This is a genomic window from Pseudomonas sp. 6D_7.1_Bac1 (assembly GCF_025465945.1).
GTDB lineage: Bacteria > Pseudomonadota > Gammaproteobacteria > Pseudomonadales > Pseudomonadaceae > Aquipseudomonas.
In genome coordinates, this window is the sequence record NZ_JANLNW010000056.1 from 37,556 (window position 1) to 64,004 (window position 26,449).

Consider the following 26,449-nt stretch of genomic DNA (forward strand, 5'->3'; position numbering starts at 1 on the left):
CCTTAAACCAGAATCAGGTTATCGCGATGAACCAGTTCCGGTTCCGCCATGTAACCCAACAGACCGACAATCGCTTCAGACGATTGACCGATGATTTTTTGCGCTTCAAGCGCACTGTAGTTGGCCAGGCCACGAGCGATCTCACGACCGTCCGGCGCCACGCACACCACCATTTCGCCACGACGGAAGCTACCCTGAACCAGCTTTACACCCACCGGTAGCAAACTTTTATTGCCCTGAGACAACGCAGCCACCGCGCCCTCGTCCAGCACCAGCGTGCCGCGGGTCTGCAAGTGCCCGGCCAGCCACTGCTTGCGCGCCGCCAGCAGGCCGCGCTCAGGCGACAGCAAGGTGCCGATGCGCTCGCCTGCCTTCAAACGGTCCAGCACACGCTCCAGACGCCCACCCACGATAATCGTGTGAGCCCCGGAACGCGCCGCCAGGCGCGCCGCGCGCAACTTGGTCTGCATGCCGCCACGACCGAGCGCGCCGCCAGTGCCGCCCGCAACTGCGTCCAGTGCCGGATCATCGGCTCGCGCTTCGTAAATCAGCTTGGCATCGGGATTGTTACGCGGATCAGCGTCGAACATGCCGTCACGATCAGTGAGAATCACCAACAGATCAGCCTCGACCAGGTTGGCTACCAGCGCCGCCAGCGTGTCGTTGTCGCCGAAACGGATTTCGTCGGTGACCACCGTGTCGTTCTCGTTGATCACCGGAATGACCTTGAGCTCGACCAGCGCACGCAAGGTGCTGCGGGCGTTCAGGTAACGCTTGCGGTCGGACAAGTCATCGTGAGTCAGGAGAATCTGCGCCGTGTGCCGGCCATGCTCGGCAAAGCTCGACTCCCAGGCCTGCACCAACCCCATCTGACCGATCGCGGCAGCCGCCTGCAACTCATGCATCGCACTGGGTCGTACGGTCCAGCCAAGGCGACTCATGCCTGCCGCCACTGCCCCCGAGGACACCAGCACCAGCTCGACACCCGCCTCATGCAGCGCGACCATCTGCTCAACCCAGACACCCATTGCCGCGCGATCCAGACCCTTGCCGTCAGCCGTCAGCAAAGCGCTGCCGATCTTCACGACCCAACGCTGCGCACCTGTCACCTTGCTCCGCATCATCTTCCAACCTATGCCGGCGAGCGGCGCGACCCAGCGCCACCCATGCGATTATTCGTAGTTGTTTTTTACAGATACTAAAACGCCGCTCAGTGAGCGGCGCTTGTAGTTTACTGCAACGAATCAGTCGCGGACGTAAATGATTTCCGGACCGTCTTCATCATCCACATCTTCTTCGTCCCAGTCATCGTCACCGATGTCGTGGACCGACTTCACGCCGCTACGGCGCAGAGCACGCTGGTCATCCAGGGCCTGCAACTGAGCACGGGCTTCGTCCTCGATGCGCTGATCGAGATCAGCCAGCTCTTCCTTGTAGACAGGGTCGTTAGCCAGACGATCTGCACGATCTTCCAGGTAACGCATGATGTCGCGCGTCAGGCGCTCAGTGCCATCTTTGGCAATGGCCGAGATCACGTAGACCGGACCGGTCCACTCCAGACGATCAACGATTTCCTTGACCCGCTCCTCGTGCTCTTCTTCGAGGATCTGGTCGCACTTGTTCAGCACCAGCCAGCGATCACGCTCAGCCAGGGACGGGCTGAACTTGGTCAGCTCGCTGACGATCACTTCGGCAGCATCTGGAGCACTGGTGTCATCCAGCGGCGCCATGTCGACGAGGTGCAGCAACAGACGAGTACGCGACAAGTGCTTGAGGAAGCGAATCCCCAGGCCAGCACCGTCGGAAGCGCCTTCGATCAGACCCGGAATGTCGGCAATAACAAAGCTTTTCCAGCGATCGACGCTGACCACACCCAGGTTTGGCACCAGCGTGGTGAACGGATAATCGGCAACTTTCGGCTTGGCCGCCGACACCGAACGGATAAAGGTACTTTTACCGGCATTCGGCAAGCCCAGCAGACCGACATCGGCCAACACCTTCATTTCCAGCTTGAGATCACGCTGCTCGCCCGGCTTGCCCGGCGTAGTCTGGCGCGGAGCGCGGTTGGTACTGGATTTGAAACGGGTGTTACCCAGACCGTGCCAGCCGCCATGAGCTACCAGCAGACGCTGACCGGCCTTGGTCAGGTCGCCAATGACTTCTTGCGTGGCCGAGTCAATGACCGTGGTACCGACCGGAACCCGCAGCACCAGCTCTTCACCTTTTTTACCGGTGCAATCAGTGCTGCCACCGTTGGCGCCGCGCTCGGCATCGAAGTGCCGGGTGTAACGGTAGTCGACCAGGGTGTTGAGGTTTTCGTCGGCGATCATGTAGACCGAGCCGCCGTCACCACCGTCACCGCCGTTAGGACCGCCGTTTTCGATGAATTTTTCCCGACGGAAACTCATGCAACCATTGCCGCCGTCGCCAGCCTTTACTCGAATCGATACTTCATCAACAAACTTCATAACAAAACGCCTCTCGCCATACGGACGAGCCGAAAAACACTAAGACATAAGACTCTTGCAAAAATGAGCGCAGCGACCTCAATCAACGACCGCACAATCCAGCGCCGGCAGCCCATACAAACAGTTTTGCAAGAGACTCACCCCACAAACGAAAAAGCCCCGTCGCAAGACAGGGCTTTTCCAGCAACTACGTAATTATGCCGCGACGACTGCAGTCTTCGGGACAATGCTCACGTAACGACGACCGAAGGCGCCTTTTACTTCGAACTTGATCACGCCGTCGATTTTAGCGAACAGAGTGTGATCCTTGCCCATGCCAACGCCGTAGCCAGCGTGGAATTGGGTGCCGCGCTGACGCACGATGATGTTGCCCGGAATGATAACCTGGCCGCCATACATCTTCACGCCAAGGCGTTTGGCTTCTGAGTCGCGACCGTTACGGGTACTACCACCAGCTTTTTTGTGTGCCATGAGTTCAATTCTCCTAGTGAGGAATTAGGCTGAAATTAAGCCTGAATACCGGTGATTTTGATCTCGGTGTACCACTGGCGGTGGCCCATACGCTTCATGTGGTGCTTACGACGACGGAACTTGATGATGCGGACTTTATCGTGACGACCTTGGGAGATCACTTCAGCCACAACGGTAGCGCCAGCAACAACTGGAGCACCGATATTCACGTCATCGCCATTGGCGACCAACAGAACGCGATCAAAAGTTACGGATTCGCCGGTAGCGATTTCCAGTTTCTCGATCTTCAGGTATTCACCTGGGGCGACCTTGTATTGCTTGCCACCAGTAACGATTACTGCGTACGACATGGTATTTCTCCGATAATCCTGCTCACCCAGCTCTTTATAAGAAGAGGTATTGGCTGGCATGGCTGCATGGGATGGAACGACCCAAATGCAATTGCGTAAGGCAGGTGCTGCCCAGGAAGTTCAGGGTGCGCGATTGTACGCAAGGCACGAGCACGTTGCAAGTGGCCTTCCATCGCGCCTTGACACCTGCTGACGTGGGTCCTAGCATGCCGCGCAACCCTTCTGGAGCAACTGTCGCTGATGCAACCCCAAGCTTTCTACCGCGCGGTGGCGGACGACTTTAACGCCGTCGACGGCATCATCAAGAAGCAGCTGACTTCCCGAGTGCCGCTGGTATCGAAAATCGGCGACTACATTACCTCGGCTGGCGGTAAACGCCTGCGTCCTTTATTAGTGTTGCTGTGTGGCAAGGCCCTGGGTCGCGAAGGCGACGACATGCGCCTGCTGGCCGCCACCATCGAGTTCCTGCACACCGCCACGCTGCTGCACGACGATGTGGTCGACATGTCCGGCATGCGCCGTGGCCGTTCGACCGCCAACGCCATGTGGGGCAACGCCCCGAGCGTGCTGGTCGGTGACTTCCTGTACTCGCGCTCGTTCGAGATGATGGTCGAACTGGGCTCGATGCCCGTGATGAAGATTCTCTCGCAAGCCACGCGGATCATTGCTGAAGGCGAAGTCCTGCAACTGTCCAAAGTGCGCGACGCCAGCACCACCGAAGAAACCTACATGGAAGTTATCCGCGGCAAAACCGCGATGCTTTTCGAGGCTTCGACCCACAGTGCCGCAGCCCTGGCCGGCGCTACGCCGGAACAGAGCGAAGCCTTGCGCACTTTTGGTGACCATCTTGGCGTGGCCTTCCAACTGGTCGACGACCTGCTCGACTACCGTGGCGACGCGGAAACCCTGGGCAAGAACGTCGGCGACGACCTGGCCGAAGGCAAACCGACCCTACCGCTGATCTACACCATGCGCGAAGGCACACCGGAGCAAGCGGCACTGGTGCGCCAGGCGATTCAGAAAGGCGGCATCGAAGACCTGGAAAGCATCCGCGCTGCCGTGGAAGCCTCGGGCTCTCTGGACTACACCGCACAGCTGGCCCGCGATTACGTGGCCCGCGCGATCAAATGCCTCGAAATGCTGCCCGCCAGCGAATACCGGGATGCACTGGTCGAACTGAGCGAGTTTGCGGTCGCCCGCACGCACTGAGACTGCCCTTTGTGGGAGCAGCCGGGCGGCGCTCCGTTTGCTCGCGATAGCGGACTGACAGTCAACACTCATGTTGAATGTTAAATCGGCATCGCGAGCAGGCTCGCTCCCACAGGTTTATCGTCGCTGCGCCCCCTCTCGTACAAAACCCTATATAATGTGCGCTTTTTAGCCATCCTGAACTCAAGGAGCCTTAGTGAGCACGCTGCCACCCTGCCCGAAATGCAATTCCGAATACACCTACGAAGACGGCGCCCAGCTGATCTGCCCAGAGTGCGCCCACGAGTGGTCTGCCAATGGTGAAGCCGAAGCTGCGTCCGATGACACCGTGAAAAAGGATTCGGTCGGCAACGTCCTGCAAGATGGCGACACCATCACCGTGATCAAGGACCTCAAGGTCAAGGGCACTTCGCTGGTGGTCAAGGTCGGCACCAAGGTCAAGAACATCCGTTTGTGCGATGGCGACCATGACATCGACTGCAAGATCGACGGTATCGGCCCGATGAAGCTCAAATCCGAGTTCGTCAGAAAAGTCTGATCCTGCTGTATTCCATCCCGCGCCCCGCGTGGGATGGCACCTCACCCTCGCCTTACTCCCCCCAACAATCCCGCCCAGTAGCAAAACGCCAGCCGTTTTGATCTCCAGCAATTCCCACACAGAAAACAGCAGAACCCGGCAATAGGTACTTGCTATTAATTGAATAGGAATTATTCTCATCGAACCATTCAAAAGGAGATGAGCATCATGACTTACTTGATCGATGCATGGCTGGACCGTCCACACCCTTACCTCAGGATCCTGCATCGGGAGACCGGTGAAGTGTGTGCGGTATTGGAAGAAGAAGCCTTGAATGAGCTGCAAGACCAGGGCGACCTTGACTTCAATGGCCTGAACTCCAGCGAGCCGGTGGTGCTCAAGGAGTTGGTGCGCAACCTGTTTCTGTTCTGCTACGCGCGGGCATTGCGCCCGTCGCATGAACTGCACCACAAGATCGAACTATGAGACACCGCAAAAAGCTGTGGGAGCGAGCCTGCTCGCGATGGCATCACCTCGGTTTCACAGGAAAACCGAGTTGACCGCATCGCGAGCAGGCTCGCTCCCACATTAGCCCGACACAACATCGGGCCAGGTATTACAGAACGTCGAGCAGTTCGACGTCGAACACCAGAACGCTGTGCGGCGGAATGCTGCCAACACCTTGTGCGCCGTAAGCCAGTTCGCTCGGCACGTACAGACGCCATTTGCTACCGGCGTTCATCAGCTGCAGGGCTTCGGTCCAGCCAGCGATCACGCCGCCAACCGGGAATTCCGCAGGCTGACCGCGATCGTAGGAGCTGTCGAACACAGTGCCGTCGATCAGGGTGCCGTGGTAGTGAGTGCGCACTTGATCTTCACGGGTTGGCTTGGCGCCTTCACCGGCAGTCAGTACTTCGAATTGCAGACCGGAAGCCAGAGTGGTGATGCCGTCACGCTTGGCGTTTTCAGCCAGGAATGCCAGGCCTTCGCCAGCCGCCGCTTCAGCCTTGGCAGCTGCTTCGGCCTGCATGATTTCGCGGATAACCTTGAAGCTGGCAGACATCGCTTCCTGATCAACACGGCTTTCCTTACCGGCGAATGCGTCGGTCAGACCGGCCAGGATCGCGTCCAGGCTAACGCCCGGTGGCGGGTTGTCGCGCAGTTGGTCGCCCAGCTGACGGCCGATACCGTAGCTGACGCGGGTTTCGTCGGTGGACAGATTTACTTCGGACATGACACTGCTCCGCTGTGTGGACGACTCGGGACATTGCCGTGCATACACAGCGCATCCCGGAGCGCCCGGAACCAAAAGGGCCAGCAGACTAGCACAGATGCTATTGCGGTGATCAGGGGTGTCAGCGCTATCAGGAGATAGGCACCTTCAGACTTTCTTCCGCGCTGATGCCCAGACCGCACATCTCGTCGTGTACCGAGGTGTGAATCAGGTTGAATGTCAGCTTGGGAAAGGCATGAAGGACTTCACGGGCATGCTCCACCGAACGCAGACGCAATGTTTGCCCATGGGCGTCGTCGAGCGGATGCGCGGCACCATGTATCCGTGCCTCCAGCAGATAGATCCCGCCTTCCATCGAGATCAGGTTCAGCTCATCGACCTTCCCGGCGACGGCATAGGCGTTCAATTCGTGCAAATTCATGAGCACACCCCGCGCAATGGCGAGCCAGGACACCTACAGGGATATGCCTCGGCGCGCAAAAGCACAAGCCAGAAACGCCGCCGCCCGTCCGTTTCACAACGGCTGTGGCGAGCGAGCTTGCTCGCGCCGGCCGGTCCGCGCTCGGGCGCAGCAGTCGTAAAACTTGATGGGGCGGTACGGACGTCAGGGGCGCTTCGCACCCCAGCGCGAGCAAGCTCCCTCGCCACAGGGAGCATTCCCAAGCAGATCAGTGCTTGGTCAGCTTGTCCAGGTACCCCATGGCAAACGCCGAGATCACGAAGGTCATGTGAATGATCACGTACCACTTCAGGTGCTCGGGATCGACGTTCCTGGCGTCCATGAAGATGCGCAGCAGGTGGATCGAGGAAATGGCCACGATCGACGCCGCAACTTTCATCTTCAGGGAAGACGAGTCCATCGTGCCCAGCCAGTTGAGCTTTTCCTTGCCTTCATCGATGTCGAGTTCGGACACGAAGTTTTCGTAGCCGGAAATCATCACCATCACCAGCAGGCCGCCCACCAGCGCCATATCGATCAGCGACAGCAGCACCAGAATCAGGTCGGACTCGGCCATCGAAAACACGTTGGGAATAACGTGGAAGACTTCCTGAAAGAACTTCAGTGCCAGGGCCAGCAGGCCCAGGGACAGACCAAAGTAGATCGGCGCCAGCAGCCAGCGCGAGGCGTACATTGCATTTTCGACAAAACGTTCCATTAAATCTCACACAAGGGCTTTAAAACGGCGGCGAGTATATCAGCCGCTCAAAACCCCATAAACCGCAGACAAATCCACAACCTGCGAGTCTGCCAAAGCGTTTTTCTGCTAGTGTCCAAAGCATTCGCATTGTTCACTTGCGTCGTACAGGAAAACTGGAAAATGGATTTGCGATTGCCTTTAACGACTGTCGGCCTTTGCCTTGCTGTACTGATCGGCGGCTGCTCCCCCAGCGATGAGAAGCGCCCGCAGAGCCTCGAAGAGAAGACCGCACAGTTCGAGAAGTCGCTGGACGCGATTCAGGATCCCAAGCTCAAGGATGCCGTGACCAACCTCGGCGGCTCGCTGCTGCTGCTTGAACGTGCACAGCAAAAACTTGCCATCAAGCCGATCGCTACCGAGTACGGCGAAGACGCCATGGCCCTGCTCAAGCACTATCCAACCCCGCAGACCCTGGTCGACACCTACATCAATGGCCTGTTCGTACTGCGCAAGGACTCCAGCTCCGACTACCTGACCGACTTGCAGCCAGTGTTCCCTTTCAACTTCAACATGCCCTCCGAATTCCCCTTCCCTCATGGGCTGGAATGGCAGTCGGTCACGCTGAGCAACAAAAAAGTCATCCCTTTTCAACCCGAGTGGTCGGAAACCGATCCCGGTATTCAGTTGAGCCCTTCAAGCGCCAGCCTGACCAACCCGGACGACCTGACCGTGGCCTACCCTTTTGTCGAGGGCCTGGAAGTCGACAACAAGAACCAGCCGCAACCGGCGACCCTGAAAGGCAAAGTCGAAGTCATCGCACCGCGCAAGGTATTCACCTTCAACCTGACGAAAAAGGACGTGGGCCAAACCCGCACCGACGACAACATCAGCGTCACCGTGAGGGCCCTGGAAAAGAACTACGCCGAAGTTGAAGTCAACAACAGTGCAGCACTGGCGCCAGACGTCAGCGACACCCCGCTCAACCCGCTGATCGTCCAGGCCAGGGACACGACCGGGCAGTTTCTCTCACGCTCGGGCTCGATCAACGAAGACGCAGCACAAATCGCGTTCTATGAAAAACAACTGGCCGAGATGCAGAAGCAGACCGCCTGGAGCGATGAATTCGAAAAACAACTCGACGATGAACAGCAGGCGTTCGAGCACAAGCAGACTCATCATTACACCAAGGTGTACTTCAACGGCCCCATCGACAACCTCGAAGTCAACGTCCTCGATTTCTCGGCGGTTACCGTCACCCGCAAGGAACTGGAACTGCCGGTTCGCCGCTTCGACCGCAATACCACCGATAAAACCATTCAGAGCCTGAGCTTGCCGGTGGTGGTGTATGACGATCAGGCCGCAACCTGGCTCAAAGGCGCCACACTGGATGAGGAACAACTGAAAAAGAACATCCGCGTCAGCCAGTCCGTCGAGGACGCCAGTGCAGCACGCATCGAATTCAATCACCCGAAGAGCTTCAACGACGAACTGCTCGGCTCCTCCTTCAGCCCTGGTGACACCCCAGTGACCTTCTTCACCCAGGACAATAAGGGCAAACGTGGCGAGCCCATCGAATTACCAGCCGAAGCCTTCGAAATTGACCCGCTGCACGCCACTATCACGTACGACCTGACCTTGTTCCCCGAAACACCAGCGTACGCCGTCGGCTCGATGCCGCTGTTTCTGGCCAATATTGCAAAAAACAGCCTCGACACCCAGAAGCTGCCCAAAGGCCTGGAGCTCAAGGGCAATGCCTTGGTCATTGACCAGAAAGTATTCCCCGCCCAGGACTGGCGTTTCTTCGCCAAGGACGCAAGCGGTAACTACTTGAAGGAGATTCTGGCTGTCAGCCATGACGCCAGCGCAGAAGGCCCGGCGGTGTTTGAGGTGCATTATTTCTACGGCCAGCCGACCAGCCTGGAGACCTACCAGCGCACCGACCTCAACACCGTCGAATATGGATTCGAGGTCAAACTCGACAAGGCCGAAAACCAAAACCCTGTCAAATAGCTCACTAATGCTCGTCAAAACTACCCAGGTTGCGGCAGCGTCCACCGTTGATTTCCCGCAGTTGGGCTTGCAGGTGCAAACACCAGATTTGCGGGTCATCGGCCAGCTTGTAGCCGTGCAGGGTCAGGCTTTCAACGATGGTTTCAAGTATCGATTCGGCCACAAAAGGACCATGGAACGGGCCTTGGGCTTTGATGGCGGAAGGTTGCTCGCCAGCCATTCCGGCGGCAAACAACAAGGTCCACATACCGGTGTCCCCCGCGAGCGGGCGAATACTGCATTCGATACGGGTAACCAAGCCTAAGCATTGGCGGGTGAGACAGAGGTTGCGCTGCATGGCGGCGACCCTCGGTAAATCCGGTATTCAGCCTCTACGGGAAGGCTGTTTCGATCCAGTGATGACTGTCGATATCCTTGACCTGAGCATAGAAGAAAAGTCGAGTCAGCAAGTTGACGGCGGGCTAGAAGGCGCCGAATGGTCGTTGTTGGGTTTTTGACGCCACCGGGGCGGCAAATAGCGTTACCACGCGATGGGAGAACCAAAGGCAAAACAAACCTGTGGCGAGGGAGCTTGCTCCCGCTGGGTCGCGAAGCGGCCCTAAAATCGGTAACGCGGTTTCTCAGTCAGAACGCGTGCTCCGGTTTACGACTGCTTCGCAGCCGAGCGGGAGCAAGCTCCCTCGCCACAGTAGGGTGTAATCAGGCCGGCTTGGCTGCGGCCAACGCCAACACCTCGTGGGCCTGCTCCTTCTCGGCCTCTTTCAAGTCATCTTCGCTGATCATTTCCGCGATCACCCGCAAACGCTCCACCACACGCGCGTTGACGCTGCCCTCAGGGAACTGACCCTCTTCGTCCGGCTCGCCGGCAGGCTCACCCACCAACAGGCTCAATGCCTCATCGGCCTGTCGCACTGCATAGACGTGGAACTGCCCGGCACGCACGGCCGCCAGCACCCGCTCATCGAGCATCAGCGTGGCGACGTTGGCCTGAGGAATGATCGCGCCTTGCTCACCGGTCAAACCGCGAGCCTCGCAGAGACGGAAGAAACCTTCGATTTTCTCGTTGACCCCGCCCACTGCCTGCACTTCACCGAACTGGTTGATCGAACCGGTAATGGCGAAGCATTGCTTGAGCGGGGTTTTCGACAAGGCCGAAATCAAGGTGCAGGCCTCGCCCAGCGATGCACTGTCACCATCGACGTAACCGTAGGACTGCTCCAGCGCGATACTCGCCGAGATCGCCAACGGGAATTCCTGGGCGTAACGGCTGCCCAGATACCCGGTGAGGATCATCACTCCTTTGGAGTGGATCGGCTGCCCGAGGTTGACCTCTCGCTCAATGTCGACGATACCGCTGCCGCCTGGGTAGACCGTGGCGGAGATCCGCGCCGGTATACCGAAGGCCGAGTCACCGACTTCCAGCACTGTCAGTCCGTTGCACTTGCCGACCGCCGCGCCAGCGGTATCAATCAGGATAATCCCCGCCAGCATGTCATCGAGAATCCGCGCCGAAACGCGCCCGGTACGAGTGGCCTTGGCCTTGAGCGCACGCTCGATGTGTCCGGCATCGGTCATGTCGTCGCCAGCCAGATCGCGAATGAAATCCGCTTCGCTGACCAACTGGAACAGATCGCCAATGCGCGCCGACAAACGCCCCTGATGCTCGGCCAGTCGCGCACTGTAAGTCGCCAGACGCGCCACCGCATCAGCGGTCAGCGGCGCCATGCCTTCTTCCGAAGTACGGGTTTTGAGCAACTGGGCGAACTGCTCCAGGCTCTCATCGACCATCGGGATGTCTTCATCGAAGTCCACCAACACCCGGAACATCTCCTGAAAGTCCGGATCGAGGTCTTGCAGCGTGTAATACAACTGGCGTGCGCCGATGATGATGACTTTGACCTGCAACGGAATATGTTGCGGTGTCAGGGTCACCGTGGCCAGCCGGCCCAGTTCGCCCAGCGGCGATTCCATTTTCAGTTTGCGTGATTGCAAGGCCCGCTTCAGCGCATCCCAGACAAAGGGCTCGCTGAGCATCTTTTCGGCTTCCAGAATCAGAAAGCCGCCGTTGGCCCGGTGCAGCGCACCCGGACGCAACTGCCGATAAGTGGTGTAGAGCGCGCCCTGATCGGTGCTGTATTCGATACGGCCAAACAGGTTGTCGTAGGTCGGATGCGGCTCGAACACCACGGGCGCACCGCCGCTGAACGGATGACCGACCACCAGGCTCGGGCCGTATTGCTCTTCGAGCAACTTACGGGCGACCGCGTCGGTCTTGCTGTCATCGACCAGTTGCTCGACCACTGTCTTGAGCAGGTAGACCTGCATCGCTTGCAGGTAGCCGCACACCGCGGCGTTTTCTGCATACTTTTCCGACAGCGGCGAAAGCAATGGCTGCAGGGCCAGGGTGATGGTTTCTTCGTTGAGATGACGCAGTTGGTTGCTCGACTCGCGCTTCCACTGCGGCAGGCTGGCCAGCTCTTCGTTCAAGCGCTCTTCGAGCCATGAGATGTCGGTGTGAAAACGCTCACGATCGGCTTCCGGCAACTGGGCGAATTCAGCCTCGTCCAGCGCCTTGCCTTCACCCATCGGAGTAAAGGCGATATTGGTGCTGTCGCGGTAGAGCGCGACTTCTTTCTCCAGCGCCAGACGCTCGATCACGTCCAGGGCACGGTCGTAGCGCTGGTTGAAGGCGCGATCGATGGCACTTTTCTTTTGCTGGTAGGAGGGGTGTTCGAAGACCGCTGGAAAAGTCGCCAGCAGGTTGTCGATCAGACCATTGATGTCGGTGATGAACGCACCGGCCGTCCCCGACGGCAACTCCAGTGCGCGCGGTTCGCGCGGCTCATCGAAATTGTTGACGTAGACCCAGTCCGCCGGGGTCTGCAGGCGTTTGCCTTCGGCTTTCAGGTAGCGTTTGACGAACGAAAACCGGCCAGTGCCGGGTTCACCCATGACAAACACGTTATAACCGGGGCGCGGCATGGCCACACCGAACTGCAACGCTTCAACCGCACGCTCCTGGCCGAGCACACCGCGAAAAGGCTCCAGATCATTGGTGGTAGAGAAGCTGAACTGTTCAGCGGAAAACGGACGGGTCAGCGCTTCAGGCGCTAGACGCAAGCTGGCAGCAACAGGATCAGGCATCGGGCTTCCTTACATCAGGCGGGGCAGTTGAAAGCATTCTGGCGCTGCCATACCTGACTGGCAAGGCGTGCCTTGGGTTAAAGCATAGTCAAGTGCCTGGCCTTGGGCGGGACGGGGCTAAATCAATGGTTTCAGGGAATGTTTGGCAAAAAATCACGGAACCCCTGGATCGTGCCTAAACTCCAGACTGCGCGGCTGGACCAGTCGCCGGCCCACTGGCGTCAGAGTGGCGCCAGAACCCCCTGTCCAATGGTACGCATACAAAAGAGAACACAGCTATGAAACGGATTCTTCTTGGTACTCTCTTCACCGTTGCATCCCTCAACGCCATGGCCCAGGCGCCAGGCGGGCCGGATTGTGGCTGGGGCAACATGCTGTTCAAAGATCAGCGAGGCACCCCGGCGCACATCCTGGCATCCACCACCAATGGCACCTCTGGCAACGCCACCTTCGGCATGACGTCCGGCACCAACGGTTGCGCAACCAACTCCGCGCTGACCTATGGTGGCAAGTCCTGGTTCGCCATGAACGGCATGATGAACGAACTGTCCGAAGACATGGCCAAAGGTCAAGGCGAAGCGCTGACCACCTATGCCGTGGTACTGGGCGTCGCACCAGAAGACCGCGCGCATTTCGCCGCTGTCACCCACGAACACTTCCAGCAGATATTCACCAAGGCTGACGTGACCGCTGAAGACGTGCACACCAATACCCTCGCCGTGCTCAAAGGCGATGCTCGTCTGGCCAAATATGCCACCCCGGCTTAAGCTCGACCCCACCCGCTCTGTTACCGGAGCGGGTTTTGTCTTTTTGACCTAGCCCACTTTGGGTCTTTTTTTTGAATTAAGTAGCCCACCATGCTCAAACGCCTTGCCTGTCTGGCGCTGTTTGTCTGCGCCCCGCTGTCTGCCGCGCCTCGCATCGACAACCAACGTTTGCAGCAACTGGCCAATGACCCGTTCTGGATTTCCCTGGGCCACTACGAAAGCGCAAAACTCGGTGGCTGGCGCAGCTATGTGAGCGACAAGAAGTTCTTCCTGGCCCCCCATGGCGCCGAGCATCCCGACGCGGAGCTGGCGGCCACCGTGGAAGCGCTCTACGCACCGGCCAGCAAAGGCCAGCAGCACGCGCAATGCGTTTACCCGGCACGCACCCGCTGGTTGAAAGCGCAACTGAACCTGAGCGATTTGCCGACGGTCGACTGCAGCGAGTTCAAACAATGGTTCAAGGACGTGTCGCCCCACAGCGCCGTGATGGTCTTTCCGGCGGCTTACCTGAACAGCCCGTCGTCGATGTTCGGCCACACCTTGTTGCGCATCGATCAGGCAGACGTACAAACCGACCACACTGCCCTGCTCAGCTACGCGATCAATTTCGGCGCCTACATCGAAGGGTCGGACAACAGCATTCTGTATGCCTGGAAAGGCCTGATGGGCGGCTATCCGGGGTTGTTCGCGCTGGTGCCCTATCAGGAAAAACTCTCGGAATACCGCAGCCTGGAGAACCGCGATCTGTGGGAATACCGGCTGAACCTGACGCAGGTGGAGACCGAGCGCATGGTCGAGCACATCTGGGAACTCAAGCAGATTCAGTTCGATTACTTCTTCTTCGATGAAAACTGCTCCTACCGCTTGCTGGAGTTGCTGCAAGTGGCGCGGCCAAGCCTCAGGCTCACCGAGCAATTCCCGCTGACCGCGATTCCCACCGACACCGTCAAAGCGGTGAAAGATGCAGGGCTGGTGGAAAAGATCGATTACCGACCGTCCCGCGAGCGTGAGTTGCTGAGCCGCGCCGCACCGCTCAGTGACGATGAGCAGCAATGGGTGCTTCTGGTCAGCGCCGACCAGAAACAATTGCAGGAACCGGCCTTCAAGGCCCTGCCACGTGACCGTCAGGCGCTGATTATTGACGCGGCCTATCGTCTTGAACGCTACCGCGCCAACGGTCAGGAACGCGATCCACAACGCGCACAACGCAGTTTCGAACTGCTGCGGGCGATCAATCAGAACCCGGCACCGGAGCTAGAGATTCCTCAACCCGGCCTGCCGGAAGACGGCCACGAATCGCGCACCTGGCAGGCTGGCATCGGCACCCGCGGTGACAAGGCCTTTGGCGAATATGGCCTGCGCATGGCCTATCACGACCTCAACGACAACGCTGAAAGCTTCCCCCTCGGCGCACAAATCGAAATTCTCCAGATGAAACTGCGCCAGTACGAAGGCAACCACTGGCAACTGCAGCAACTAGACCTGGCGACCATCCGCTCACTGACCCCGCGCAATGAGCTGCTGCAACCTTGGTCATGGCAGGTGACCGGTGGCCTGGAACGGGTGCCGGGCAAGCATGACGACGAAACGTTGGTCAGCCACGTCAATGGTGGTGCCGGCGGCACCTGGCAATTGGGCGACGACGTGCTCGGCTTTGCCCTCGGCACCGTACGTATCGAACACAACAACGACTTCGCCGGCTTTATCGCCCCGGCTGTCGGTTTCAATAGCGGCGTGCTGTGGAAGAACCCACTGGGCAACCTGAGCCTGGAAACCAAAGGTGACTACTTCACCAACGGCGAAGTGCGGCGTAGCCTGAGCCTGAACCAGCAGTGGGAATTGTCGCGCAACCTCGGCCTACGCCTGAGTGCCCAGCGTGAGTTCAGCCATATCGCTTCACCCGAGAACGAAGTGGTGCTCGAGGTGAAGTGGTATCACTATTGAAGCTGCAAGGACACCATAGGCTTATCGCTCGCAACAGGTCGTTTTCGGACAACCGCCGAAACCAAAAGCCTGCGACGATGGCCTGAACCCCATTCAGGGAGAACCGCCATGAGCCGCGCTTTCGTCAATGAAGATAACGCCGCTGCGCAAGCCGACCAGCCGGTAGAACGCCAGGTCAGCACGCAGCCCAACTACGTCACGCCCGAAGGCCTCGCCTTGCTGCAGGCCAAAGTCGCCGAGTTGCAAACCCTGCACGGCGAACAAGCGGCCCGCGAAGAGGCTGATCCACAGTGGCTGGCCGATCTTGAGCGTGATCTGCGTTACTTCACTCAACGCCTGCAAAGCGCTCAAGTGGTGACACCGGCCACTTCAACCAAGAAGGTTCAGATTGGCAGTTGGGTGACCTACGCCGATGAACTGGGCACCGAACGACGTGTGCAACTGGTCGGCGAAGATCAGGCTGCCGCCGCCAAAGGCCTGATCAATTGGAGCTCGCCACTGGGGCGGGCACTGCTCGGCGCACAGCTGAACGACGAAGTGCTCTGGCAGCGACCGGCCGGTAATCAACTGATCGAAATCATCCGCATCGAACCGGGTCAAACCACACCCTGAGCCAGGGAACGATCACGCAAAAAAAAACGGAGCCCGAAGGCTCCGTTCTTTATGCAACCCGCCTGATCAGGCCAGTTTCTTGTGGCGTACCCGGTGTGGCTGGGAAGCCGCATCGCCAAGACGCTGTTTGCGATCGGCTTCGTACTCGGTGTAGTTGCCTTCGAAGAACACCGCTTGCGAGTCGTCTTCGTACGCCAGGATGTGAGTCGCGACGCGGTCAAGGAACCACCGATCGTGGGAGATCACAATGGCGGCGCCCGGGAAGTCCAGCAGGGCTTCTTCCAGGGAACGCAAGGTTTCAACGTCGAGGTCGTTGGACGGTTCGTCGAGCAGCAGGACGTTGCCGCCCTCTTTCAGGGTCAGCGCCAGGTGCAAGCGACCACGCTCACCACCGGACAGGTCCTTGACGAACTTCTGCTGATCGCCGCCCTTGAAGTTGAAACGGCCAACGTAGGTGCGCGACGGGATCTCGTAGTTGCCGATGCGGATCTGGTCGGAACCGTCGGAGATCTGCTGGAACACGGTCTTGCTGCCATCCAGGTCCTCACGGCTCTGGTCAACGCAGGCCAGTTGCACGGTTTCGCCGACTTCGATGCTGCCTGAATCCGGTTGTTCCTTGCCCATCAGCATGCGGAACAGTGTGGATTTACCCGCACCGTTACCGCCGATCACGCCGACGATGGCGCCTTTGGGCATGGAGAACGACAGGTTGTCGATCAGCACGCGATCGCCATAGCCCTTGCTGACGTTCTTGAACTCGATGACCTTGTCACCCAGGCGAGGACCGGCCGGAATGTAGATCTCGTTGGTTTCGCTGCGCTTCTGGAATTCCTGCGATTGCATTTCTTCGAAGCGTTGCAGACGAGCCTTGGATTTCGACTGGCGGGCCTTGGCGCCTTTGCGCACCCACTCCAGTTCTTCCTTCATGGCCTTTTCATGAGCCGACTGCTGCTTGGATTCAGCGGCCAGACGATCGGACTTGGCTTCCAGCCAGCCCGAATAGTTGCCTTCGTACGGAATACCGGCACCGCGGTCAAGTTCCAGAATCCAGCCAGCGACGTTGTCCAGGAAGTAACGGTCGTGCGTGATCGCAACCACGGTCCCCGGGAAGTCGTGGAGGAAATGCTCCAGCCAGGCCACGGAATCGGCGTCCAGGTGGTTGGTCGGTTCGTCGAGCAGCAGCATGTCCGGCGCGGACAGCAGCAGACGGCACAGGGCCACGCGACGTTTTTCACCACCGGACAGGTGTTCGATCCTGGCATCCCAGGCCGGCAGGCGCAGCGCATCGGCGGCGACTTCCAGTTGGCGATCCAGGTTGTGACCGTCGCCCGCTTGCAGAATGGCTTCGAGTTTGGCCTGTTCAGCGGCCAGTTTGTCGAAGTCGGCATCCGGGTCGGCGTATTCGGCGTAGACCTGATCCAGACGCGCCTGGGCGTCCTTGATCACGCTGACCGCTTCCTCGACCACGTCACGCACGGTCTTGGTCGGATCCAGCAGCGGCTCTTGCGGCAGGTAGCCGATGTTCAGGTCCGGCATCGGACGAGCTTCGCCGTCGAACTCGGTGTCGACGCCGGCCATGATTTTCAGCAGAGTGGACTTACCCGAGCCGTTGAGGCCGAGTACGCCGATCTTGGCGCCCGGGAAGAACGACAACGAAATGTTTTTCAGGATTTCCCGCTTCGGCGGAACAACTTTGCCCAGCCGATGCATGGTGAAGACGTATTGAGCCATGGAGAACCTAGGGTCAGTGACTGATGAATTAAGCGCGGGCGAAGCCGGGGCCAGGCCATACGCGCCGCCAGCGATTGATCGTTATCAATGCGCGCGCGCGGAAAAAGCCTGAGTCTAGGAGCTGGAACGCTCCCGCGTAACCGGCAAAGCTACCTTAATGATGAAAGGCAGTCCAGCCGAGAGGGGCTGGCACTTTGCCACAACTCAAGGCATGCTAGCCGCCCTCCGGGCGTCCGGCTTATAGTGCACGTCGCGCCAATCCAGCCAAACCGCAGGATCACAGTTTGTCCAATGTCACTCCGCCTTCGTCCGTGAGCGCACTGCACCCTGCGACCGGATCGCCCCTGCGCGGCACCTTGAAAGGCGCGTTGGCGACGCTTGCCCTGCTGTTGCTCGGATTGCTGTTCTGGCAGTTACTTGATCAACTGAGCGAAACCCAAAAAAACCAGCGCCAATACACCATCGACTACACCGCCGATCTGGCCGCGCAAGTCAGCCTGAACATGGCGCTCAACGCCCAGATCGCGCTGAATCTGCTACCGATCATCGAACAACCGCAAACCGCCGACCAGCAACAGGCGTTGTTGCGCAAATTGCAGCAATCCTTGCCTGACGCGCTCAGCCTGGCGCTGCTCAGCCCCTCGGGGAAAGTCCTCAGTGACAGCACCAGCGACAGCCAGGATGCCGACTACCTGAGCGATCTGGTCCGGCGCAGTCGCGCCCAGGCGCACTATTTCAGCAACGCCAACGACGGTTCGGTGGTGCATCTATTGCTGCACCAGGCCAGCGGCAGCACTCGCGGCTACTGGGTCTTGCGCCTGCGACCGACGTTTTTCTCTTCATTGACCAAACAGAGTGAGGCGGGAATCCGTCCGCAGTGGGTGGTGGAAAACCGCATCAATCAACAGATCATCAGCCGCGACGACGGGTTGCCATCCAGCAAGCCGGACACGGTAAACGCCGATGACCTGGCCAACAGCGTGCTGGTCGTTCCACTCAGTAACAGCGACTGGCAGTTACGCGGGCTGTTTGACCGGCAACGGGTGATCGAGCAACTGCTGCCGGCGTTTATCGGTAAATGCCTGCTGGGGCTGGCCCTGTCGCTGATACCGCTCATCGCATTGTTGAATATGCGCCGACGCCAGCGTCAATTGCATGAAGGCCGTCGACGCTATCAAGACATCTTCGACGGTACCGGTGTTGCGCTCTGCGTGCTTGATCTGTCCGGGCTCAAGGCCTGCTTCGACAAGGCACAACTGCAGACCAGCGAGCAATTGCGGCTGTGGCTGGAGAACGCCGAACAACGCCGGCAATTGCTGCAAGAGTTGCGCATCACTGAAGTCAACCAGGTTGCCTTGCACCTACTCAATGTTCAGTCCTGCGAGCACGCCTGGAAGCTGTTGATCGAAGGCGGGCCACTGGATGGCACTGCCATCGGCAACCAGCTACTCGACGCCGTGCTCAACCAGCAGAAACAGCTGGAACTGGAGATCAAGCTCAAGGACACCCAGGGCCGCGACCAGCATTTGTGGCTGGTGCTGCGTTTGCCGGAAGAACAGCACGACGCCAAAGCGGTGATCCTCAGCATCACTGACATCACCAGCCGCAAACTGGTCGAGCTGTCGCTGCTGGAACGTGAAGGTTTCTGGTCGGATGTCGTGCGCACCGTCCCGGATCACCTCTACGTGCAAGACGTGATAAGCCAGCGGATGATTTTCAGCAACCATCACCTGGGCCAGACGCTGGGATACAGCAAAACCGAACTGCATCAGATGGGCGAGTACTTCTGGGAAATTCTGCTGCACCCTGAAGACGCCGATCATTACCACCGCTTGCGTCAGGAACAACGCCAGGCCGGTTACACCCAACTGCTTCAGTGCCAGTTGCGTTTCCGCCACCGCGACGGTAAATGGCTGCGTTTCGAAATCCGCGAGCAGGCGCTGGCGCGGGACAAGCACGACCAGGTCACCCGCATCATTGGCGTGGCCAAAGACATTACCGATCAGATCGAAGCCAGCGAATCCTTGCGCGACAGTGAACAGCGCTACCGGATGCTCGCTGAAAGCATCAGCGACGTGATTTTCTCCACCGACAGCAAACTCTCGCTCAATTACGTCAGCCCGTCGGTGAACGCTGTACTGGGCTATGACGTTGACTGGATCTTCCAGAACGGCTGGCAATCAACCATTGCCAACCCGCAACAATTGACCGGCATCTACAGCCTGATGGACCGGGTCAGCAAGGCCCTGGATAAGCCCGAGCAACTGGCGCAACTGCGCAGTCAGGTGCAAACCCAGTTGTTTCTGTTCGACTGTTTGCGCGCCGACGGTCGCAAGATCCCGATCGAACTGCGCCTGGTATTGGTGTGGGATGAACATGGCGCGTTCGAAGGCGTGCTCGGGGTCGGCCGTGATATCAGCCAACAGCGCCGCGCCGAGAAAGACCTGCGTATGGCGGCCACGGTTTTCGAGCACTCGACATCAGCGATTCTGATCACCGACCCGGCCGGCTACATCGTGCAGGCCAACGAGGCCTTCAGCCGCGTCAGCGGTTATGAAGTGGCGCAGGTCCTCGACCAGTTGCCAAATATGCTGACCGTCGATGATCAGCAGGAAGCTCACCTGCGCTATGTGCTCAAGCAACTGCATCAGCACAGCACCTGGGAAGGCGAAGTCTGGCTCAAACGCCGCAACGGTGAACACTACCCGGCCTGGGTTGGCATCACCGCGGTACTCGATGACGAAGGCGACCTCGCCAGCTATGTGTGCTTCTTCAGCGACATCAGCGAGCGCAAGGCCAGCGAACAACGGATTCACCGCCTCGCCTACTACGACGCCCTGACCCACCTGCCCAACCGCACCTTGTTCCAGGACCGACTGCACACCGCACTGCAATCGGCGGAGCGGCAGAAGTCGTGGGTGGTGCTGATGTTCCTCGACCTCGACCGTTTCAAACCGATCAACGACTCCCTCGGCCACGCCGCCGGCGACCGCATGCTCAAGGAAATGGCCACTCGCCTGCTCGGCTGCGTCGATGAAGATGACACCGTGGCGCGCATGGGCGGCGACGAGTTCACCTTGCTCCTGCAATCGCGTGTCAACCGCGAGATCGCCCTGAACCGGGCGATTCATGTGGCCGAACAGATTCTTGCCAGCCTGGTGAAACCGTTTGTCCTCGAAGGTCGCGAGTTCTTTGTCACCGCCAGTATCGGCATCGCCTTGAGTCCGCAGGACGGCAACGAGCTGAGCCAGCTGATGAAGAACGCCGACACCGCGATGTACCACGCCAAGGAGCGCGGCAAGAACAACTTCCAGTTTTATCAGGCCGACATGAACGCCAGCGCCCTGGAGCGTCTGGAGCTGGAAAGCGACCTGCGCCACGCCCTTGAGCAAAACGAATTCGTTCTGTACTACCAGCCGCAATTCAGCGGCGACGGTAAACGCCTGACCGGTGCCGAAGCCCTGCTGCGCTGGCGTCATCCGCGTCGCGGGCTGGTGCCGCCGGGAGACTTCATTCCAGTGCTCGAAGAGCTCGGGCTGGTGGTGGATGTCGGCGACTGGGTCATCAGCGAGGCCTGCCGTCAGCTCAAGAGCTGGCACCAGAGCAAGGTCCGCGTACCGAAAGTCTCGGTGAACATCTCCGCACGGCAATTCTCCGACGGCCAACTCGGCACGCGCATCGCCACCATCCTCAAGGACACTGGCCTGCCACCGGCCTGTCTGGAACTGGAGCTGACCGAAAGTATCCTGATGCGTGAAGTCAGCGAAGCCATGCAGATTCTCGCCGGGCTGAAAAACCTTGGCCTGAGCATCGCGGTCGATGACTTCGGCACCGGCTATTCATCGCTGAACTACTTGAAGCAGTTCCCGATCGATGTGCTGAAAATCGACCGGACCTTCGTCGACGGCCTGCCGTCCGGTGAACAGGACGCGCAGATTGCCCGGGCGATCATCGCCATGGCCCACAGCCTGAACCTGGCGGTCATCGCCGAGGGCGTGGAAACCCACGAACAGCTCGACTTCCTGCGTGAACACGGCTGCGACGAGGTGCAGGGTTACCTGTTCGGCCGGCCGATGCCGGCGGGTCGCTTCGAAGCGCAGTTCAGCAATGATGCGTTGTTCATGTTCGACTGAGATTTTTAGCGCCACAGATGACGTCATCGCGAGCAGGCTCGCTCCCACATTTGAAATGCGCTCCCCCTGTGGGAGCGAGCCTGCTCGCGATTGGGCCGGCACGATCACCGCTGATCCCTGCATGAACACCACTTGTCTGCGACATGATGTCCTTTCATATGCCAGACAAAACCCATTGGGTTAGAATGCCTTCCTTTTCTGCCCCCGATCCTTGAGGACCGCCATGTTCAGCCGTGATTTGACTATTGCCAAGTACGACGCCGACCTTTTTGCCGCCATGGAGCAAGAAGCTCAGCGCCAGGAAGAACACATCGAGCTGATCGCTTCGGAAAACTACACCAGCCCAGCGGTGATGGAAGCTCAAGGCTCGGTTCTGACCAACAAGTACGCCGAAGGCTACCCAGGCAAGCGCTACTACGGCGGTTGCGAGTACGTCGACGTGGTTGAGCAGCTTGCAATTGATCGAGCCAAGCAGCTGTTCGGCGCCGATTACGCCAACGTTCAGCCGCACGCCGGTTCGCAAGCCAACAGCGCCGTTTACCTGGCCCTGCTGCAAGCTGGCGACACCCTCCTGGGCATGAGCCTGGCCCACGGCGGTCACCTGACCCACGGTGCCAGCGTTTCCTCCTCCGGCAAGCTGTACAACGCCGTGCAGTACGGTATCGATGCCAACGGCCTGATCGACTACGACGAAGTCGAGCGTCTGGCAGTTGAGCACAAGCCAAAAATGATCGTGGCCGGTTTCTCTGCCTACTCGCAGATCCTGGACTTCCCGCGCTTCCGTGAAATCGCTGACAAGGTCGGCGCCTACCTGTTTGTCGACATGGCTCACGTGGCCGGCCTGGTCGCTGCTGGCGTCTACCCGAACCCGGTTCCATTCGCTGACGTGGTCACCACCACGACCCACAAGACCCTGCGCGGTCCACGTGGCGGTCTGATCCTGGCTCGCGCCAACGCCGATATCGAGAAGAAGCTGAACTCCGCGGTATTCCCGGGCGCCCAGGGCGGCCCGCTGGAACACGTGATCGCCGCTAAAGCGATCTGCTTCAAGGAAGCACTGCAGCCAGAGTTCAAGACCTACCAGCAACAAGTGGTCAAGAACGCCCAGGCCATGGCCGGCGTGTTCATCGAGCGCGGCTTTGACGTGGTGTCCGGCGGTACTGAAAACCACCTGTTCCTGTTGTCGCTGATCAAGCAGGAAATCTCCGGTAAAGACGCCGACGCCGCTCTGGGCAAGGCTTTCATCACCGTGAACAAGAACTCGGTACCGAACGATCCACGCTCCCCGTTCGTCACCTCCGGCCTGCGTTTCGGTACTCCGGCTGTGACCACTCGTGGCTTCAAAGAGGCTGAGTGCAAAGAGCTGGCCGGCTGGATCTGCGACATCCTGGCAGATCTTTCCAACGACGCCGTCATCGACGCCGTTCGTGAGAAGGTCAAGGCTATCTGCAAGAAGCTGCCGGTATACGGCGCTTAATCAGCCCGCTTAACCGCAGCACAAAGAAACCGGCCAGTGATGGCCGGTTTTTTTTGCCTGCAAAACCGCTCAAGTCCGGGCCTTGCCATCCAACTGGTAAGACCGGTAAAGCCAATTCGTCATTTTCTGCTTGCGATCATCTGAAAACAGCGCCTAAACTGCGCCTGCACTGGACATACCGGTAAGACCACAATAATTAAGTCCTGAGTCTGATGCCGTGCGCACAGCAACCAGGACACTCACCAGGACTCCTCCCATGCTCAGATGGTGCTCGCGCTCAATCTTCCTTCAAGTTGTCCTTGGACTGGTGCTTGGCATCGTCTGCGGACTGACCCTTCCCGAATACTCCGCCCAGCTAAAACCTCTCGGCGACGGTTTCATAAAACTGATCAAAATGCTCATCGGCCTGATCGTGTTCTGCGTGGTCGTCAGTGGTATTTCCGGCGCTGGCGACCTGAAAAAGGTCGGACGCATCGGCCTCAAGTCAGTGATCTACTTCGAAGTGCTGACCACCATCGCCTTGGTGATCGGTCTGGTGTTCGCGTTCAGCACCGGCATCGGCAGCGGTGCGAACATTCATCTGGATCAGCTTTCCACCGCCGACATGGGCGACATCGCCCAGCGCGGCCAGCACATGCACACCACCACCCAGTTCCTGATGGACCTGATCCCGACCTCGGTGCTGGGCGCCTTTGCCGACAACAACATCCTGCAAGTGCTGCTGTTCTCGGTGTTGTTCGGCAGCGCGCTGAACCTGGTAGGTGAGGCGGCATCGGGAATCTCGCGGCTGATCAACGAACTCAGCCATGTGATCTTCCGCATCATGGGCATGATCGTGCGTCTGGCACCGATTGGCGTGTTTGGTGCGATTGCCTTCACCACCAGCAAATATGGCCTGGACTCCCTGCAACACCTGGGCAGTCTGATCGGTCTGTTCTACCTGACGTGTGCGGTGTTCGTGTCATTGATCCTGGGTCTGGTGATGCGTCTTTCCGGCCTGCGGCTGCTGCCATTTCTCAAGTACCTGCGCGAAGAGTTGCTGATCGTTCTGGGCACCGCCTCCTCCGATGCTGTGCTGCCGCAAATCATGCGCAAGCTGGAACACCTGGGTATTGGCAGCTCGACGGTTGGACTGGTGATTCCCACCGGATACTCGTTCAACCTCGACGGCTTTTCGATCTACCTGACCCTGGCCATCGTGTTCATCGCCAATGCCACCGGTACACCGCTGGCCATGACCGATTTGCTGACGATCCTGTTGGTCTCGCTGATCACCTCCAAAGGCGCCCACGGTATTCCCGGCTCGGCACTGGTGATTCTGGCAGCGACCTTGACCGCGATCCCGGCGATTCCGGTGGTGGGTCTGGTGCTGGTACTCGCGGTGGACTGGTTCATGGGCATCGGCCGCGCGCTGACCAACCTGATCGGCAACTGCGTCGCCACGGTGGCCATCGCCCGCTGGGAAAAAGACATCGATGTCCAGCGCGCCAACAAGGTACTGTCCGGCGAGCAGGGCTACACCTTCCAGCCACGTAAAACCACGCCGCCGGCCCATCAACAAGAATTTTGACCGAACCTTGTGCCTGTCACTGGCAGGCCCAACAATCAACGCTTTACCGTCTCTCATGGAGCGAACAGTGATCACCTCGTCGACAGTTGTAAATTCAGTGGTTGAAAAGCTTCGCACCGCATTGGCGCGGGGACAGTGGAGCTCTGGCGACATGTTGCCGGGGCAACGCGAACTGGCTGAACAACTGGGCATCAGCCGGCCGAGCCTGCGTGAAGCGGTGATCGTGCTGGAAACCCTTGGCCTGGTACGCTCCATGCCCGGCAAAGGTGTAGTGGTGCTGGAGGCCAGCCTCAATGACGCGCCCACCAATGACAGTGGTGTGGCCGGTGCCAGCCTCGAGGATGTGCTGCAACTGCGTTACACCCTCGAACCGTTCATTGTCGGGTTGGTTGCCCAATCCATCAGCAGCAAGGAAATCGGGCAACTGCGCCTGACGCTGATGGACATGCGCGAAGCCCTCGAAGCCAACGACAGCGAAGCCGGGATGAACGCTTATATCGCATTCCACGAAGAGCTGTTTACCCTGACCTCGAATCCGATCTTCCAGAGCGTCGTGCAGCAAACCAGCAATGCGCTCAAACAGAGCGCCGAGGGGCTACGCAACTCGCCGGAGCATTTGGCCGAACGTCTGGAAGAAAACGAAGCCGTGGTCCGTGCGATCCGCAGCAAGAACAGCGCTCTGGCCAGCGCCGAAATGCGTCGGCACATCCTTCAGGAAGGCCAACGCATGGGCATTGAACTGAACATCCCGGACGACAATCTGGGCCAATAGCTGCTGTAGAAAAAACCTTATCGGCAACCGGACTGGAGACAGGCCATGAGTTCCTACGCCCTGAAAAATCCCGTTTTCTCGATTTCTGCCGCCCTGCCCTTGCGCCGCCAGAGCGAAAGGAAGCGCTGCGTCGACGACATCTATCCGCAGATTTTCGACGCCATTCTCGAACAACGTATCGCCCCGGCCAGCCGCTTCACTGAAGAAAGCCTCGGCCAGGCATTCGGTGTCAGCCGCAGTATCATCCGGCAAGTACTGGCGCGATTGTCTCATCAGCAGGTGGTCATCCTGCGGCCCAATCATCGCCCGCAAGTCGCGGCGCCCGATGCCGAACAAACCCGCCAGATACTCCACGCCCGCAGGCTGACTGAAACCACTCTGGTGCGACTGGCCTGCCAACAGCCGACTTCCCGGCACCTGCCGCAGTTACGCGAATTGATCGAGCGCGAACGCCGCTGCATCGAGCAGAACCAACGGGGGCCGGCCATTCGCCTCTCAGGCGAATTCCACCTGCAACTGGCGCACGTCGCGGGCAACGCGCCGCTGGCGCAGTTCCTCGGCAGCCTGGTGCCGCTGACTTCGCTGGCTATCGCCCACTACGAAGAACAGTCGTGCAGTTATTGTGCGTGGCAAGAACATGCGGCGATTGTCGAGGCGGTGGAGCGCGGGGATGCCAAGGTTGCCGAGAGGTTGATGACCGAGCACCTGGATCATATTGAGAAGAAATTGCTGAACTAAGAACTGGCGTCCGGCCGAAATCGTGTTGCCGGTTAGATCGCCTTCGCGAGCAGGCTCGCTCCCACACTGGATTTCGATCGTTCACACAACTCATGTTCACCGAAGATCAAATGTGGGAGCGAGCCTGCTCGCGATGGCGGTCTCAAACACGCTGAAAATATCC

Annotated in this window: 23 protein-coding genes; 13 read left to right on the forward strand and 10 right to left on the reverse strand. The window is 59.0% G+C overall.

All coding sequences use genetic code 11. The annotated features are described in order from the left end of the window. Positions 1-2 precede the first annotated feature (2 nt). From proB to rplU, 4 genes are all read right to left on the reverse strand, one after another. Entirely contained in the window at positions 3-1,121 is a 1,119-nt protein-coding gene (gene proB / locus NTD87_RS15755) for a glutamate 5-kinase (RefSeq protein WP_262114991.1), read from the reverse strand. A gap of 123 nt (positions 1,122-1,244) precedes the next feature. Beyond that, positions 1,245-2,468 (reverse strand): Obg family GTPase CgtA, encoded by a 1,224-nt coding sequence (gene cgtA, locus NTD87_RS15760; RefSeq protein WP_123423590.1) that lies wholly within the window; start codon positions 2,466-2,468, stop codon positions 1,245-1,247. A 195-nt stretch (positions 2,469-2,663) separates the two neighbouring features. Beyond that, complete coding sequence (gene rpmA, locus NTD87_RS15765; RefSeq protein ID WP_071553243.1) at positions 2,664-2,939, reverse strand: 50S ribosomal protein L27; 276 nt, start codon at positions 2,937-2,939, stop codon at positions 2,664-2,666. 35 nt (positions 2,940-2,974) lie between these two features. Continuing rightward, positions 2,975-3,289, reverse strand: a complete 315-nt coding sequence (gene rplU / locus NTD87_RS15770) for a 50S ribosomal protein L21 (RefSeq protein ID WP_003176051.1) — start codon at positions 3,287-3,289, stop codon at positions 2,975-2,977. A gap of 240 nt (positions 3,290-3,529) precedes the next feature. Between rplU and NTD87_RS15775 the strand changes: the two genes are divergently transcribed. From NTD87_RS15775 to NTD87_RS15785, 3 genes are all read left to right on the forward strand, one after another. After that, positions 3,530-4,498: a polyprenyl synthetase family protein gene (locus tag NTD87_RS15775; protein ID WP_262114928.1), complete on the forward strand. Its 969-nt coding sequence runs from the start codon at positions 3,530-3,532 to the stop codon at positions 4,496-4,498. 196 nt (positions 4,499-4,694) lie between these two features. Then, on the forward strand, positions 4,695-5,036 hold the full coding sequence (locus tag NTD87_RS15780; protein WP_078050159.1) for a zinc ribbon domain-containing protein YjdM: 342 nt from the start codon (positions 4,695-4,697) through the stop codon (positions 5,034-5,036). 207 nt (positions 5,037-5,243) lie between these two features. Continuing rightward, on the forward strand, positions 5,244-5,501 hold the full coding sequence (locus NTD87_RS15785) for a hypothetical protein (protein ID WP_262114931.1): 258 nt from the start codon (positions 5,244-5,246) through the stop codon (positions 5,499-5,501). A 130-nt stretch (positions 5,502-5,631) separates the two neighbouring features. Here NTD87_RS15785 and NTD87_RS15790 read toward each other — a convergent pair whose 3' ends face one another. The 3 genes from NTD87_RS15790 to NTD87_RS15800 form a co-directional block, all read right to left on the reverse strand. Continuing rightward, positions 5,632-6,249 carry an FKBP-type peptidyl-prolyl cis-trans isomerase gene (locus NTD87_RS15790; RefSeq protein ID WP_262114932.1) on the reverse strand — a complete coding sequence of 206 codons (618 nt, stop codon included), beginning with the start codon at positions 6,247-6,249 and terminating at the stop codon, positions 5,632-5,634. A gap of 130 nt (positions 6,250-6,379) precedes the next feature. After that, positions 6,380-6,670 carry a DUF6482 family protein gene (locus tag NTD87_RS15795; RefSeq protein ID WP_262114933.1) on the reverse strand — a complete coding sequence of 97 codons (291 nt, stop codon included), beginning with the start codon at positions 6,668-6,670 and terminating at the stop codon, positions 6,380-6,382. 247 nt (positions 6,671-6,917) lie between these two features. Next, positions 6,918-7,406: a TIGR00645 family protein gene (locus NTD87_RS15800; protein WP_019691610.1), complete on the reverse strand. Its 489-nt coding sequence runs from the start codon at positions 7,404-7,406 to the stop codon at positions 6,918-6,920. 162 nt (positions 7,407-7,568) lie between these two features. On the opposite strand from NTD87_RS15800, the gene NTD87_RS15805 reads away from it, so the two are divergent. Continuing rightward, the gene (locus NTD87_RS15805) at positions 7,569-9,398 is read left to right on the forward strand and encodes a hypothetical protein (protein WP_262114935.1); all 1,830 of its coding nucleotides are present in this window, start codon (positions 7,569-7,571) and stop codon (positions 9,396-9,398) included. Between the two features lie 4 nt (positions 9,399-9,402). Here NTD87_RS15805 and NTD87_RS15810 read toward each other — a convergent pair whose 3' ends face one another. After that, on the reverse strand, positions 9,403-9,735 hold the full coding sequence (locus tag NTD87_RS15810) for a hypothetical protein (protein WP_262114936.1): 333 nt from the start codon (positions 9,733-9,735) through the stop codon (positions 9,403-9,405). Between NTD87_RS15810 and NTD87_RS15815 the strand changes: the two genes are divergently transcribed. Next, positions 9,734-9,895 carry a hypothetical protein gene (locus tag NTD87_RS15815; RefSeq protein WP_262114937.1) on the forward strand — a complete coding sequence of 54 codons (162 nt, stop codon included), beginning with the start codon at positions 9,734-9,736 and terminating at the stop codon, positions 9,893-9,895. The two genes, NTD87_RS15810 and NTD87_RS15815, sit on opposite strands and share 2 nt — an antisense overlap. Positions 9,896-10,097: 202 nt before the next feature. Here the strand turns inward: NTD87_RS15815 and NTD87_RS15820 are convergent, their stop codons facing one another. Further along, a complete protein-coding gene (locus NTD87_RS15820) occupies positions 10,098-12,542 on the reverse strand; it encodes a Lon protease family protein (protein ID WP_262114939.1) in 2,445 nt (814 codons plus the stop codon). Positions 12,543-12,820: 278 nt separating this feature from the next. On the opposite strand from NTD87_RS15820, the gene NTD87_RS15825 reads away from it, so the two are divergent. From NTD87_RS15825 to NTD87_RS15835, 3 genes are all read left to right on the forward strand, one after another. Next, complete coding sequence (locus NTD87_RS15825) at positions 12,821-13,309, forward strand: DUF3015 domain-containing protein (protein WP_262114940.1); 489 nt, start codon at positions 12,821-12,823, stop codon at positions 13,307-13,309. A gap of 90 nt (positions 13,310-13,399) precedes the next feature. Further along, a complete protein-coding gene (locus NTD87_RS15830; protein WP_262114941.1) occupies positions 13,400-15,253 on the forward strand; it encodes a DUF4105 domain-containing protein in 1,854 nt (617 codons plus the stop codon). Positions 15,254-15,361: 108 nt separating this feature from the next. Beyond that, a complete protein-coding gene (locus NTD87_RS15835) occupies positions 15,362-15,865 on the forward strand; it encodes a GreA/GreB family elongation factor (protein ID WP_262114942.1) in 504 nt (167 codons plus the stop codon). A 66-nt stretch (positions 15,866-15,931) separates the two neighbouring features. Here the strand turns inward: NTD87_RS15835 and ettA are convergent, their stop codons facing one another. Continuing rightward, on the reverse strand, positions 15,932-17,596 hold the full coding sequence (ettA, locus tag NTD87_RS15840) for an energy-dependent translational throttle protein EttA (RefSeq protein ID WP_262114943.1): 1,665 nt from the start codon (positions 17,594-17,596) through the stop codon (positions 15,932-15,934). A 284-nt stretch (positions 17,597-17,880) separates the two neighbouring features. Here ettA and NTD87_RS15845 point away from each other — a divergent pair, with 284 nt between their 5' ends. The 5 genes from NTD87_RS15845 (at position 17,881) to NTD87_RS15865 (ending at position 26,286) form a co-directional block, all read left to right on the forward strand. Next, positions 17,881-21,729, forward strand: coding sequence for a bifunctional diguanylate cyclase/phosphodiesterase (locus NTD87_RS15845; protein ID WP_262114945.1), 3,849 nt, complete (start codon positions 17,881-17,883; stop codon positions 21,727-21,729). Positions 21,730-21,952: 223 nt separating this feature from the next. Next, entirely contained in the window at positions 21,953-23,206 is a 1,254-nt protein-coding gene (glyA, locus tag NTD87_RS15850) for a serine hydroxymethyltransferase (RefSeq protein WP_262114947.1), read from the forward strand. A gap of 256 nt (positions 23,207-23,462) precedes the next feature. Beyond that, the gene (locus NTD87_RS15855) at positions 23,463-24,776 is read left to right on the forward strand and encodes a C4-dicarboxylate transporter DctA (RefSeq protein ID WP_262114948.1); all 1,314 of its coding nucleotides are present in this window, start codon (positions 23,463-23,465) and stop codon (positions 24,774-24,776) included. 67 nt (positions 24,777-24,843) lie between these two features. After that, a complete protein-coding gene (locus NTD87_RS15860; protein WP_262114949.1) occupies positions 24,844-25,548 on the forward strand; it encodes a FadR/GntR family transcriptional regulator in 705 nt (234 codons plus the stop codon). Between the two features lie 45 nt (positions 25,549-25,593). After that, positions 25,594-26,286: a GntR family transcriptional regulator gene (locus NTD87_RS15865; RefSeq protein WP_262114950.1), complete on the forward strand. Its 693-nt coding sequence runs from the start codon at positions 25,594-25,596 to the stop codon at positions 26,284-26,286. The last annotated feature ends 163 nt before the right edge of the window (positions 26,287-26,449 follow it).

Coding starts and splice junctions, on each gene's coding strand:
- NTD87_RS15805 (WP_262114935.1), top strand. CDS start 7,569: ATGGATTTGCGATTGCCTTTAACGACTGTCGGCCTTTGCCTTGCTGTA.
- NTD87_RS15820 (WP_262114939.1), bottom strand. CDS start 12,542: ATGCCTGATCCTGTTGCTGCCAGCTTGCGTCTAGCGCCTGAAGCGCTG.
- NTD87_RS15795 (WP_262114933.1), bottom strand. CDS start 6,670: ATGAATTTGCACGAATTGAACGCCTATGCCGTCGCCGGGAAGGTCGAT.
- NTD87_RS15785 (WP_262114931.1), top strand. CDS start 5,244: ATGACTTACTTGATCGATGCATGGCTGGACCGTCCACACCCTTACCTC.
- NTD87_RS15790 (WP_262114932.1), bottom strand. CDS start 6,249: ATGTCCGAAGTAAATCTGTCCACCGACGAAACCCGCGTCAGCTACGGT.
- NTD87_RS15855 (WP_262114948.1), top strand. CDS start 23,463: ATGCTCAGATGGTGCTCGCGCTCAATCTTCCTTCAAGTTGTCCTTGGA.
- proB (WP_262114991.1), bottom strand. CDS start 1,121: ATGCGGAGCAAGGTGACAGGTGCGCAGCGTTGGGTCGTGAAGATCGGC.
- cgtA (WP_123423590.1), bottom strand. CDS start 2,468: ATGAAGTTTGTTGATGAAGTATCGATTCGAGTAAAGGCTGGCGACGGC.
- NTD87_RS15835 (WP_262114942.1), top strand. CDS start 15,362: ATGAGCCGCGCTTTCGTCAATGAAGATAACGCCGCTGCGCAAGCCGAC.
- rpmA (WP_071553243.1), bottom strand. CDS start 2,939: ATGGCACACAAAAAAGCTGGTGGTAGTACCCGTAACGGTCGCGACTCA.
- NTD87_RS15830 (WP_262114941.1), top strand. CDS start 13,400: ATGCTCAAACGCCTTGCCTGTCTGGCGCTGTTTGTCTGCGCCCCGCTG.
- NTD87_RS15865 (WP_262114950.1), top strand. CDS start 25,594: ATGAGTTCCTACGCCCTGAAAAATCCCGTTTTCTCGATTTCTGCCGCC.
- rplU (WP_003176051.1), bottom strand. CDS start 3,289: ATGTCGTACGCAGTAATCGTTACTGGTGGCAAGCAATACAAGGTCGCC.
- NTD87_RS15775 (WP_262114928.1), top strand. CDS start 3,530: ATGCAACCCCAAGCTTTCTACCGCGCGGTGGCGGACGACTTTAACGCC.
- NTD87_RS15825 (WP_262114940.1), top strand. CDS start 12,821: ATGAAACGGATTCTTCTTGGTACTCTCTTCACCGTTGCATCCCTCAAC.
- NTD87_RS15815 (WP_262114937.1), top strand. CDS start 9,734: ATGGCGGCGACCCTCGGTAAATCCGGTATTCAGCCTCTACGGGAAGGC.
- NTD87_RS15810 (WP_262114936.1), bottom strand. CDS start 9,735: ATGCAGCGCAACCTCTGTCTCACCCGCCAATGCTTAGGCTTGGTTACC.
- NTD87_RS15800 (WP_019691610.1), bottom strand. CDS start 7,406: ATGGAACGTTTTGTCGAAAATGCAATGTACGCCTCGCGCTGGCTGCTG.
- ettA (WP_262114943.1), bottom strand. CDS start 17,596: ATGGCTCAATACGTCTTCACCATGCATCGGCTGGGCAAAGTTGTTCCG.
- glyA (WP_262114947.1), top strand. CDS start 21,953: ATGTTCAGCCGTGATTTGACTATTGCCAAGTACGACGCCGACCTTTTT.